The organism is Methylobacterium sp. J-026, from assembly GCF_022829585.1.
GTDB lineage: Bacteria > Pseudomonadota > Alphaproteobacteria > Rhizobiales > Beijerinckiaceae > Methylobacterium.
This window is the reverse complement of the sequence record NZ_JAKSYC010000306.1, coordinates 1-11,511: the sequence shown is the minus strand read 5'-3', so window position 1 is coordinate 11,511 and position 11,511 is coordinate 1. Positions and strand designations below refer to the sequence as shown.

The 11,511-nt window shown below is 68.8% G+C and carries 11 protein-coding genes and 1 pseudogene; 3 read left to right on the top strand and 9 right to left on the bottom strand.

Annotated features, from left to right (window positions below; all coding sequences use genetic code 11):
* Nucleotides 1-204 (bottom strand): annotated as a pseudogene (locus MKK69_RS26120) (MFS transporter); the annotation flags it as partial.
* Between the two features lie 171 nt (nt 205-375).
* Between MKK69_RS26120 and MKK69_RS26115 the strand changes: the two are divergent.
* Complete coding sequence (locus tag MKK69_RS26115) at nt 376-987, top strand: helix-turn-helix domain-containing protein (RefSeq protein WP_243972789.1); 612 nt, start codon at nt 376-378, stop codon at nt 985-987.
* A 537-nt stretch (nt 988-1,524) separates the two neighbouring features.
* Here the strand turns inward: MKK69_RS26115 and MKK69_RS26110 are convergent.
* The 7 genes from MKK69_RS26110 to MKK69_RS26080 all read right to left on the bottom strand — a co-directional run bounded on the left by MKK69_RS26110 (nt 1,525) and on the right by MKK69_RS26080 (nt 8,803).
* Nucleotides 1,525-3,051 (bottom strand): tripartite tricarboxylate transporter permease, encoded by a 1,527-nt coding sequence (locus tag MKK69_RS26110; protein WP_243972787.1) that lies wholly within the window; start codon nt 3,049-3,051, stop codon nt 1,525-1,527.
* Nucleotides 3,048-3,524 (bottom strand): tripartite tricarboxylate transporter TctB family protein, encoded by a 477-nt coding sequence (locus MKK69_RS26105; RefSeq protein ID WP_243972786.1) that lies wholly within the window; start codon nt 3,522-3,524, stop codon nt 3,048-3,050. The genes MKK69_RS26110 and MKK69_RS26105 overlap by 4 nt, the downstream gene beginning before the upstream one ends.
* 87 nt (nt 3,525-3,611) lie before the next feature.
* Nucleotides 3,612-4,751, bottom strand: coding sequence for a mandelate racemase/muconate lactonizing enzyme family protein (locus MKK69_RS26100; protein ID WP_243972785.1), 1,140 nt, complete (start codon nt 4,749-4,751; stop codon nt 3,612-3,614).
* A gap of 8 nt (nt 4,752-4,759) precedes the next feature.
* The gene (locus MKK69_RS26095) at nt 4,760-5,734 is read right to left on the bottom strand and encodes an NAD(P)-dependent oxidoreductase (protein ID WP_243972784.1); all 975 of its coding nucleotides are present in this window, start codon (nt 5,732-5,734) and stop codon (nt 4,760-4,762) included.
* A complete protein-coding gene (locus tag MKK69_RS26090; protein WP_243972783.1) occupies nt 5,731-6,627 on the bottom strand; it encodes a fumarylacetoacetate hydrolase family protein in 897 nt (298 codons plus the stop codon). Before MKK69_RS26090 ends, MKK69_RS26095 begins: the two co-directional genes overlap by 4 nt.
* 11 nt (nt 6,628-6,638) lie before the next feature.
* Complete coding sequence (locus tag MKK69_RS26085; protein ID WP_243972782.1) at nt 6,639-7,781, bottom strand: mandelate racemase/muconate lactonizing enzyme family protein; 1,143 nt, start codon at nt 7,779-7,781, stop codon at nt 6,639-6,641.
* A gap of 56 nt (nt 7,782-7,837) precedes the next feature.
* Nucleotides 7,838-8,803: a Bug family tripartite tricarboxylate transporter substrate binding protein gene (locus tag MKK69_RS26080; protein WP_243972781.1), complete on the bottom strand. Its 966-nt coding sequence runs from the start codon at nt 8,801-8,803 to the stop codon at nt 7,838-7,840.
* A gap of 135 nt (nt 8,804-8,938) precedes the next feature.
* Here MKK69_RS26080 and MKK69_RS26075 point away from each other — a divergent pair, with 135 nt between their 5' ends.
* Entirely contained in the window at nt 8,939-9,655 is a 717-nt protein-coding gene (locus tag MKK69_RS26075; RefSeq protein WP_279598630.1) for a GntR family transcriptional regulator, read from the top strand.
* Nucleotides 9,656-9,672: 17 nt separating this feature from the next.
* Here the strand turns inward: MKK69_RS26075 and MKK69_RS26070 are convergent, their stop codons facing one another.
* The gene (locus tag MKK69_RS26070) at nt 9,673-10,782 is read right to left on the bottom strand and encodes an enolase C-terminal domain-like protein (protein ID WP_243972775.1); all 1,110 of its coding nucleotides are present in this window, start codon (nt 10,780-10,782) and stop codon (nt 9,673-9,675) included.
* A gap of 131 nt (nt 10,783-10,913) precedes the next feature.
* Here MKK69_RS26070 and MKK69_RS26065 point away from each other — a divergent pair.
* A partial coding sequence (locus MKK69_RS26065; RefSeq protein ID WP_243972774.1) for an MFS transporter occupies nt 10,914-11,511 on the top strand: 598 nt, incomplete at its 3' end.

Here is an 11,511-nt window from a genome sequence, read left to right as displayed (position 1 = left end):
GATCGTGCCGACCGCGGGGTCGATGCTGGGAAAGAACAGCTTGTTGAAGACGAGCGCGCTGGCCGTGCCGTAGATCAGGAAATCGTACCATTCGACGGTGGTGCCGATGACGCTCGACCAGACGATCTGGCGCCTGTCCGCAAGCGCCACCGCATCTGGCTCGGCGATCCGTGTCGTATCCAACGGCAGTGCGGCGTCGAGCATTCGCGGGCATCCACTTTTCAAGATGAATTTCCACTCTGCCCGATACAAGTGGCGTGCCAACCGGGGTGCCGGTCGCACGGGCGCCGCTACGCGACCTGTGCTAATCACCCCGCCTTCAGCCCCAGGCGCTCAAGGATGACGCGTCAGCCGGAGGGCCAGGACGAAACGCGAATGACGGTCACGACAGAGGTACGGCGGGTTCAGATCGAGGCCGAGGCCCGCTCTCAGATCCAGGTGCTCGCCGAGGAAATTCGACGCAGACGGCGGGAGCGCGACCTCTCCCTCGAGGCCTTGGCTGCACTGTCGGGGGTCAGCCGCTCGATGATCTCGAAGATCGAGCGCGGCGAGGCCGTCCCGTCGACGGCGGTCCTCTCGCGCCTCGCCGAAGCACTGGGCGTGACCTTTTCCCGACTGATGGCTCCAGCCACAGAACTGGAGGTGCTGCTGATCCCAGCCTCCCGCCAGCCGGTGCTGCGCGACGAGGCTTCGGGCTTCCTGCGCCGATGCCTCTCTCCGGTGCTGCCCGGGCGCGGGATCGACTGGGTCCTCAACACGCTTCCGCCGGGTGCCACCACAGGAGAGTTCGTCGCCCACCGCCGCGGCGTGTCAGAGTACATCTTCGTACTGAAGGGGCGCCTGCGCGCCACGATCGGCGACCGCGCGGTGGTCGTCGAGGAGGGCGATAGCCTGTATTTCGAGGCCGATGCCGGACACGCTTTCACCAATCTCGGGACGGACGCGTGTCAGTATTTCCTGGTCATCGACGCGACACGGCTACGGTGAGCCTCCGCAGGCGTGATTCGGCTTCGATCGATTGGAGCGTGGCTGAGACGACAGGGGACCGCCACACGGCAATCGGAGACGACACCGACGTCCGGTCTACTGCCAGTCTGGCCCAAAAGTGGCTAGACTGAAATTCATCAGCTCCGACCGGCTGCTTGGCGCCCATCCCGGTCATTCAGCCGACGAGCGCATTCGCCCCGAAGCGGACGCTGAGACAAGCCGGCAAAGCCGCTTGCCCCCGCTGGGACCATCCTCATCTTGAGCGGCCGATCTGTTTTTGAAGCAAAGCGAGCCGAAGACGGCCGGATCAAACCAGGCCTTGCCGCGAACGAATGGCACCCACCGGGATGGGCTGGTGTGCGCGGGCCGAGCTCTCCGATCGTTCACGACCTCGGGCAGCCACCTGTAACCCACCCATTGCGCCCGCATCACGCGCGGCCCGCAATCGGCCGATGCGGCGCGCGAAGCGCGTGCGAACATACGCGGACCATGTCGAGGTTCAGGGCGATACCGCTCCCCCAGTCAACTTTATAAGGCTCAGCCTTCCATCACGACGGGGCCATCGGGCACCAACGCTCCCCGGCGTCGCCAGCGCAGAAAGAGCTGTCCGAGGATCAGGATGGCGCAGACGGCGAGGAAGGCGGCGCTGATCGGGCGCTCGACGAACACCGTCAGGTCGCCCTGCGACAGCAGCATGGCGCGCCTGAAGTTCTCCTCGAAGCGCGGACCGAGCACGAAGCCGAGGAGGATCGGGGCCGGGTGGAAGCCGAGGATCAGCAGGAGATAACCGAAGATCCCGATCACCAGCGTCTCGCCAACTTGGAACAGGCTGCTGCTGGTCGAGTAGACACCGATGCACACAAAGAACAGCGCGCTCGGATAGAGGTAGCGGTAGGGGATCGTCAGCAGCTTCACCCAGATGCCGATCAGGGGGACGTTGAGCCCCATCAGGAGAATATTTCCGACCCAGAAGCTCGCGATCAGCCCCCAGAAGATGTCCGGGTGCTGCGAGATCAGGAGCGGCCCCGGCGTGATGCCCTGGATGGTCAGGGCGGCGAGCAGCAGCGCCATCACCGCGTCGCCCGGGATGCCGAGGCTCATAGTCGGGATGAAGTCGCCCTGGACCGAGGAGTGCGTCGCGGTCTCGGGCGCTGCCACGCCCTCGATCGCGCCCCGCCCGAAGCGCTCAGGAGTACGCGAAATCTTCTTCTCGGCCGCGTAGGCGACGAACGAGGCGATGGTCGGGCCGGTGCCCGGGATGAGCGAGCACAGGCTGCCGATCAGCGTGCCGCGCAGGATCGGCAGGGCGGAGCGCTTCAGGTCCGCTCCGCTCGGCCGCATGTCGCGCAGGCGCACGCTCGCGCCTCCGCGCAGCGGCTCGACCTTGTTCACGCTCTTGAGGAACTCCGCGATCCCGAACAGGCCGAGCGCGAGGGCGACGATCTCGATCCCGTCGGCGAGCTCGGGCAGGCCAAAGGTGAAACGCTCGTAGCCCGACGTGACGTCGGTGCCGAAGATGCCGAGCAGGAGGCCGAGCGTCGTCATGGCGATGCCCTTCAGCGCCGAGCCGCGGGCCAGCGTCGAGCCGGCGAGCAGCCCGAGCAACATCAGCGAGCACACGTCGGCGGGCCCGAACTTCAGCGCCGCCCGCACGAGGAGGGGCGCGAAGAAGATCATCATCACGATGCCGAACGAGGCGCCGCAGAAGCCGCCCAGCATCGTGATTCCCAGCGCCGTGCCGCCCTTGCCCTGCTTGGTCAGGGGATAGCCGTCGAGACAGGTCACCGCGTGCGGCGGATGGCAGGGCAGGTTGAGCAGGATCGAGCAGATCGCGCCCCCGTACTGCGCCCCGTAGAAGATGCCCGACAGCATCAGGATCGCGGCCACCGGCGGCATGGCGAAGGTGAGCGGCAGCAGGATCGAGATCGCCGCCATCACGCCCATCCCGGGCAGCACGCCGACGATGTTGCCGAGCAGGACCCCGACGAAGCAGGCCAGGAAATTGGTCGGCTGGAGGGCGACCCCGAAGCCCTGGGCGAGGTCGGTGAGCGCCGTGCCGATCATGACTGTCCCCAGGCGAGCGGCGGCAGCTGGATGTGCAGGCCGTAGTAGAACAGGGCGCAGCCGAGCGCCGCGATCAGGGTCGCGAGGAGGCAGGCGCCGCGCACCGTCGTGGTGCGGTCGCCCATCGCCGCGATGAAGACGCAGGCGAACGTCGCCGGGAACAGGCCGGCGGTCCGGGCGAGCAGGAGGAAGGCGAGCATCCCGCCGATGATGCAGGCCCAGCCGCGCCATTCGGGTCGGCTGAGGTCGACGCGGTCGTGGTCGTGCGTGTCGGCGGTCGTCGCCTCCGACAGCCCGATCCCGAGGCCGCAGGCCACGAGGATGACGCCCATGGCCAGCGGGAAGGCACCCGGCCCGATCGCCGCCAGCGTGCCGAGGCCGTACGTCGCTGATTCCACGATGGCGCCGAGGCCGATCAGCGCGGTCAGGACGCCGGCGTAGCGCTCCCTGTGCCGCTGGATCGAGTGAAGCACGCGTCCCTCCGGTCGTTTTGGCTTTTCTGTTTTTGACTCGTGCGACGGCCCCGGGCGTAACGGGGCCGCTCGGTCCCTCAGGGACGATCAGACGTAGCAGGGGCCGTCGATCAGCGGATTGGCGGCGAGGAAGCGCTCGTCGACCTCGACGCCGAGGCCCGGGCTGTCCGGCGGGCACACTCTGCCCTCGGCGTCGAGCCGATAGGGCAGACCGACCACGTCGTCGCGGAAGGGGTTGTGCCGGGCCACGTCCCCCTCGAAGTAGCCGGGGTTGTCGACGGCCGCGAGGAGGTGGAGCGTCGCCACCATGTTGATGCCGGTGGCCGAGGTGTGCGGATTGACCGAGATCTTCCACGCGGAGGCCAGCGCGGCGATCCGCATCGTCTCGGTGATGCCGCCGGTCTTCGACAGGTCGGGCTGGACGAAACCGAGATAACCGGCCTGCAGCGCCTGCACGAACTCGTAGCGGGTGAAGTGGTTCTCGCCGGCCGCGAGCGGGACGGTGCCGAGCCGCGCCGCCTCGCCGTAGCTGTAGGCGTCGTGGGGTGGGAACGGCTCCTCCAGCCACGCGACCCCCGCCGCCTCGAACGCCGGCATCACCCGGCGGACGTCGTCGACCGTGTAGCCGGTGTTGGCGTCGACCAGGACCTCGACATCGGCGCTCAAAGCCTCGCGCACCGCCTCGACCCGGGCGATGTCGCGCCGGGGGCTGTCGCCGACGCGCAGCTTCAACGCCCGGTAGCCGGCGGAGACGTGGGCGCGCGCCTCATCGGCCAGGGAGGCCGGCTCCTGCCATCCGAGGGAGATGCCGCCGGCATAGGCCGGAACCGCGCGGCGGCCACCCCCGAGCAGCCGGTAGATCGGCCATCCGGCCGCCTTGCCGCGGATGTCCCACAGGGCGATGTCGAGGCCCGACAACGCCATCGCGGCGGCCGCGCCCATGCCGTGGCTGGCGAGTTGCATCCGGTAGACCCGTGCCCAGACGCCGTTGACGTCGAGGGGATCCATGCCGAGGACGAGTTCGGACAGGGTCGTGTCGATGAGCTTGGCGATGGCGCCCGGGCAGCGCCCGTGATGGGCCTCGCCCCAACCGACGAGGCCTTCGTCGGTCTCGACCTTCACGAGCACGGCGTCGCGCTTGACTGCGCGGCCGATGCCGAGCCGGACGTTCTGACCTTCGGGGACCCGGAATGATATCGGGACGGACTGGATGCGGGTGATGCGCATGGGTTCTCTCAGACGGACAGGGTCTCGGGCAGGATTTCGGGGTTCACGAGGTTGCGCGGTCGCTCGCCGCGCAGGATGCGCAGCATCTCCTCGACGGCGCCGACGCTCATCGCGCGTGAACTGGTCTGCGTGATGCCGGCCACGTGCGGGGTGAGCAGCAGGTTCGGACAGGCCAGGAGCAGGTGGTCGGGGGGCAGCGGCTGCACGTCGAACACGTCCAGCGCCGCACCGGCGAGCGCGCCCGCGTGCAGGGCGGTGGCGAGCGCGGCCGCGTCGACCACCGGGCCGCGGGCGACGTTGATGAGCACGGCGCCCGACCGCATCCGGCCGATCAGCGCCGCATCGACGAGGCCGCAGGTCGCCTCGGTGAGCGGGCAGGCGACCACCACCGCGTCGCTCTGCGCGAACAGCGTCTCCAGGTCGACCGCCTGGACGAAGCCGCCGAGCGTCGCGCCTCTGCGGGAGGCCCCGAGCACGCGCATGCCGAAGCCGTGATGGGCGATCCGCGCGACGCGGCCGCCGATCTCGCCGAGGCCGAGCACTCCGAGGGTGCTGCCACCGATCTCAGCGAGGCCGTCGGCGATCGGCCGCACGGCGCCCCATCCCTCTGCGCGCAGGCCGCCGTCGAGGCACCAGACCTGGCGGCGCAGGTGGAACAGCGCCGCGAACACGTACTCGGCCACGGCCTGCGTGTTGCTGCCGGGCAGGTTGGCGACCGGGATGCCGCGCACGGTCGCCGCCGCGACGGGGATCATGTCGAGGCCGACGCCGTGACGGACGATGCCGCGCAGCCGTGGGGCGTGATCAAGGATGTCGTTGGGCAGCTTGACCCGCACGATGAGCCCTTCGGCGTCAGCGACGAGCGCCCGCAGGGTCGCGGGGCTTGGGTCGGGCGCGGTGACAGGACGGGCGTGGGCCGCCAGCATCGCCTCCGCCTCCGGATGGATCGGGTTGGTCAGCAGGACCACGGGGCGCTCGCTCATCGGACTTCCCCTGCGATGACCGGGCTGATCAGGCTGCCCAGACCCTCGACCCACGCGGTCATCGTCGAGCCGGGCCGGATCCAGGCCGGCGGTTGGCGCAGGGCCGCGATCCCCGCCGGCGTGCCGGTGGCGATCACGTCGCCCGGCTCCAGCACCGTCTGCCCCGACAGGTGAGCGACGAGGTCGGCCACAGAGAACAGCATCCGGGCCGTGGTGGAGTCCTGCAGGCTCACCCCGTCGATCGACAGGCCGATCCGCAGCGCCTGCGGATCGGTGACCTCGTCGCTGGTCGCGAGATAAGGACCGAACGGGCCGAAGGTCGCGATGTTCTTGCCCGGGCCGAAGCCCTCGCGGCGGATCAATTCGCTGGCGCTGACGTCGTTGAACACGCCGTAGGCGCAGACATGGGCCGGCGCGTCCTGCGCGGCGACGTGGTCGGCGCGACTGCCGATCACCGCGGCGATCTCGGCCTCGTAGGTGCTGCCGCCGATACCCGGCGGCAGCACCACAGGCTCGCCCGGCCCGATCACCGTCCACGGCTCCTTCATGAAGAGGAACGGCTCGGTCGGATGGGGCGCGCCGCGCTCGGCCAGCGCGTCCACGTAGTTGTGGGCGATCCCGAAGATCCGGCCGGGCTTGGGCAGCGGCGCGCGCAGGCGCACCGACCGCAGCGGGAGGCGCGCCGCTTCGGGAATGGCGTGATCGCGCAGGCGCACGGCGGCGTCCACGAGGCCAGAGCGGATCAGGTCGAGGACCTGCGGCGGGCAGCCGGCAAGCGCCGGCTGCAGGGCGGGGTGGGCGAGATCGACGACCGTGTCGTCCGGCCCGCTGGCGTCGCCCAGCAGGATACCCGCCCGCTCCGCACCGCCGCTCGTGAAGGTGACGAAACGCATCGCGGCGTGCCTCAGGCGGCGCGGTAGCGGTCGATCACGGCGCGGTCGACCTCGACGCCGAGGCCCGGCGCGGTGGGGACCGCGACCTTGCCGCCGACCTGACGGATCGGCTCGAGGGCGAGGTGATCCCGGAAGGGGTTCTCCTCCTGCTCGAACTCGAGCATCGGCGCGACCGGGAACAGGCAGGGGGGCTGATCGGGGATCGAGGCGAGGAAGTGGATGGTCGCGGCCAGGCCGACCACCGAACCCCAGGCGTGGGGAACGCACTCGACGCCGTGGGCGGTCGCCATCGCGGCGATCTTCTTGCACTCGGTGATGCCGCCGGCCGCGCACACGTCCGGCTGGACGATGTCCATCGCCTTGCGCGCGATGGCGTCGCGGAAGCCCCAGCGGGTGAATTCGTTCTCGCCGCCGGCCACCGCGATGTCGAGGGCGCGGGTGACCTCGATGTAGCCGTCGAGATCCTCCGGCGAGATCGGCTCCTCGAACCACTCGATGCCGAGTTCCTCGAGCCGCCGCCCCATGCGGATGGCGGTCGGCACCGTGAGCGAGTGGTTGGCGTCGACCATGAGGCGGATGTCCGGGCCGATCGCCTCGCGCACCGCCGCCACGCGGGCGATGTCGCGCTCGATCGAGCCGAGGCCGATCTTCATCTTCACGGCCTTGAAGCCGGCCTCGACGTAGCCGCGCGCCTCCTCGACCGCCTCATCGACGAGGCGGTCCATGTCGGTGAAGTACAGGCCGGTCGCGTAGGCGTCGACGCTGGTGCGGAAGGCGCCGCCGATGAGCTTGTGCACCGGCTTGCCGACGCTCTTGCCGATGATGTCCCACAACGCGATGTCGATGCCGCTGATCGCGGCGATCGACATGCCCTTCGGCCCGTAATCCTTGATCCGGTTGTAGAGGTCCTCCCAGACGACCTCGACGTCGAACGGGTCCTGACCGATCACGCGGGGCGCGAGCTGCGTGTCGATGAACGCCTTGGCGACCGCGGACGGCCCGTAGCACTCGCCCCAGCCGACGATACCGTCCGCCGTCTCGATCTCCACGAGGCAGGTGCCGCGGGTCTTGTACAGCCAGCCGCGGGAGGAGGTGAACGGCCGCTTGATCGGCGTGGTTACGACATGGCAGGTGATGGTCTTGATCTTGGTCACGCTATCCGTCCCGGTCTCTGTTCAGATCGTTCGAGCGCTCGGAGAAGCGCGGCGGCTCAGGATTTGAAGACCTTCTCGGCCACGATCCTGATCGACTGCTCGACCCGATCGACCTCGGCGGTCAGCGCATCGCCGGTCAGCGGCGCGATCAGGAAGGCGTTGCGCGCGGCGAAATCCGTGAAGCGCTGGTCCCCGATCGCGGCGCTGAAGCCGTCTGTCAGCTTGGTGCGCACCTCCGGCGGGAGCTTGGCAGGGGCGACCACGTAGGCCATCTGCACGACCGGGCCGAACGGGAACACGTCGTAGCCGCGCTCCTCGAAGGTCGGAACGTCGGGGAACTGCGGGAGGCGCTCCTTGGCGAACACGCCGAGGGCTCGCACCAGGCCCTGCTGCAACTGACCGAGCGACTCGGCGGGCTTGAGCACCGCGGCCTGGATCTGCCCACCGGCGAGGTCGGTGATGACCTTTGCCCCGCCCGTATACGGAGCGTTGATATAATTGACGCCCGCCGCCCGGGCGGTCATCGAGGCGAAGATGTGATTGAGGTTGTAGTTGCCCGGCGTGCCGATCGACACGCTGCCCGGGTTCTTCTTCATATGAGCGAGAAAATCGTCGAGCGTCTGGTAAGGGCTCGACCCGGGGACGAGGAGCATCAGCGGGTCGATCGAGACCCGGGCGATGTGCGTGAACTGACCACTTTTGAGGGGCGTCTTGCCCTCGGCCATGTAGGCCAGCGTCGAGCTCGTCCCCATGCCGAGCGTGTAGCCGTCGGGGTTCGCCGTCGCCACGCGTCGCATCCCGATCGCGCCGGTGGCGCCGGGCTGGTTCTCGATGATGATCGTGATGCCGCGCTCCTTGAGCAGCGGCTGCAGCCCACGCGCCAGGATGTCGTTCGAGCCGCCCGCGTTCCAGGGTACGACGAACGTGATCTCCCGCGCCGGGAAGCCAGACTGAGCCAGTGCGATCCGTGCGCCAAGCCCCCCCAGGGCAAGGCCTCCGACGAGGCTACGGCGGGTCAGCATGGCGTTTCTCCCGTCTTCGTTGTTTGTTATAACGATCGAAGGCGGCTAGGATGTCAAGCGGGGTCGAACCGGTTCTCGCGGATCGGTCCCGATCCGCGATGGGCGGGTTGTTCAAGGGGCAGGGGGGCAACGGGGTTGAGACAGGTCGAGCGACTGCCCCTCTGGGATCAGGCCTACGCGGAGCTGCGAATAGCCATGCTCGGCGGCCGGTTCGGGCCGGGAGAGCGGATCCTCCTGCGCGAGGTCGCGGCTGAACTCGGCATCAGCCTCACGCCGGTCCGCGATGCGGTCAACCGACTGATCGCGGAGCACGTGCTCGAGCGCGGCAGTTCCGGCCAGGGCGGGGGCGCCGTGGTTCCGCGGATGGACGTGGTGCGCTTCGACGAATTGCTGACGATCCGCTGTGACCTTGAGGGTCGAGCCGCGGCCCGCGCGGCCGAGCGCTGCGCATCGGGCGACCTGGGCGTCCTCGACGAACTGCTCGCCGAGATGAAGGCTCTGATCCGGGCCCAGAACCTCAATGTGTACCTTGATCTGCACCGGCGCTTCCACTTCGAGCTCTACGCGCTCGCGCGCATGCCGATCCTGGAAGGGTTGATCGAGAACATCTGGCTGAGGTGCGGTCCGGTCCTGACATACGTCATCCCGGACTACGTGCTGCTGGAGAAGGGCAGCGATCTGCATACCGCCGCGCTGTCGGCCCTGCGCGCCGGCGATGCTGACGCGGCGGCCACGGCGATACGACAGGATATCCGCGAGGCAGGCCGCTACATCGTCGGGCTCGCGGACGCCGCTGGGCTCATCGAAAACCCGGCCGTATGCCACCGGCCACAGGCGCACGCGGCATCATGACCGGGATGGACGAGCCCTCACGTCAGGTTGGCCGTGGTTTTAGCCCGGATGAGATCGCGGTCGATCTCCGCGCCGAGCCCGGCCGCCGTAGGCGCGTGCACCATGCCGGCGGGATCGACCGCGATGTCCGCGGCAAGCCCGTACTTCTGCGCCGCATCCGGCAGCAGCACCTCGAAGAACTCGGTGTTGCGGATCGCCATGATGACGTGGAGGTTGGCGACGTTGTTGAGCGAGTTGCCGCCGTGGTGGACCTCGAAGTTCATCCCGAAGGCTTCCGCGAGATGGGCCGCCTTGACGAGCGTGGTGATGCCGCCCTTCACCGCCACGTCGCCGCGCAGGAAATCGGTGGCGCGCTGCAAGATCCAGGGCGCGTAGGACTCGAAGCCGGCCTGCGGATATTCGGTCGCCATGATTGGCACATCGAGCTTGGCCTTGAGCTTGACGTAACCGTAGAGGTCGGAATCCGCGAGCGGATCCTCGTACCAGTAGTAGCCCGCCGCCTCGATCGCGCGGCCGACCCGCAGCGCCTGCTCGTAGGTATACCCCCAGCAGGCGTCGAGCATCAGCGTGAACCCGTCACCCATCCCGGCCCGCACCGCCTCGCAGATCGTGATGTCGTCGCGCCAGACCTGGGGCGGGTGGATCTTGTAGGCGCTCCAGCCGGCCTCGCGGTACGCGTGCGCCTGCTCGACGTAGGCGGCGGCCGAGTCGAGGATCTGCGAGCTGGCGTAGGCGGGTATCCGGTCGCGATAGGTGCCAATGAGCCGGTGGATCGGCAGTCCGGCGACCTTGCCGGCGAGGTCCCACAGGGCGACGTCGAGCGCTCCGATCGTCCGGACGGAGGCGGCGCGCACGCGCGCCCACAGCTCCTGGTTCAGGCGCTCGCGATCGAGGGGATCGCGCCCCATGAGCACCGGCTTGAGCACTCGCACGAGAAGCGGTGCGTCGAGATCGGCCGGTCCGTAAGCTGAGCCGAGGAAGGCATGCCCCTCGACGCCCTCATCGGTGTGGATCGTGACGAGCCCGAGCTGGCTGCTGCCCACCGCACGCGCCGTGCGCCCGGAGTAGCGCGTCGGCGGGATATCGTCCCAGACGAACAGAGTGACCGTGACATCTCGTATGCGCATGGCGTCGCCTCCGGCCCGGGACCACCGCAGATGCGGCTTTCGCTCTCCGGCGCGTTCGGGCCATCGCCTTTCTAAAGCCGCCGCGACCAGCGCGTCGAGACGCTGGCCGGCCCAAAGACTGGGAGGAAACCGTGAGCAACCCGTCGACGACGGCTGACCCAATCGGCCGTGAAGCTCTGCGTAGGATCAGCCTGCGGTTGCTGCCATTTCTGGCGCTGAGCTATCTCGCCAACTACATCGACCGGGTCAACGCAGGCTTTGCCGCCCTGCAGATGAACCGGGAGGTCGGGCTGACGGCGAGCGCCTTCGGCTTCGGCGGCGGTATGTTCTTCATCGCATACCTGTTGTTCGAGGTGCCGAGCAATCTCGCGATGGTCCGGGTCGGGGCGCGGCTGTGGCTCGCGCGGATCATGATTACGTGGGGGCTGGTCTCCGGGGCGATGGCGCTGACGTCGGGCCCGGTCTCGTTTTGCGTGCTGCGCTTTCTACTGGGCGCGGCAGAAGCCGGGTTCGTGCCCGGCGTGATCCTGTACCTCATGCAGTGGTTCCCGGCCCGGGAGCGGGCACGGGTCATCGGCCTGTTCATGGTCGCAAGCCCCGTGGCCGGCATCGTCGGCTCGCCCATCTCGGCGGCGCTGCTCGGGTTTGACGGCTGGCTCGGCCTCTCGGGCTGGCAGTGGCTGTTCATCGTCGAGGCGATGCCCGCCGTGGTGATCGGCCTCGTCGGCC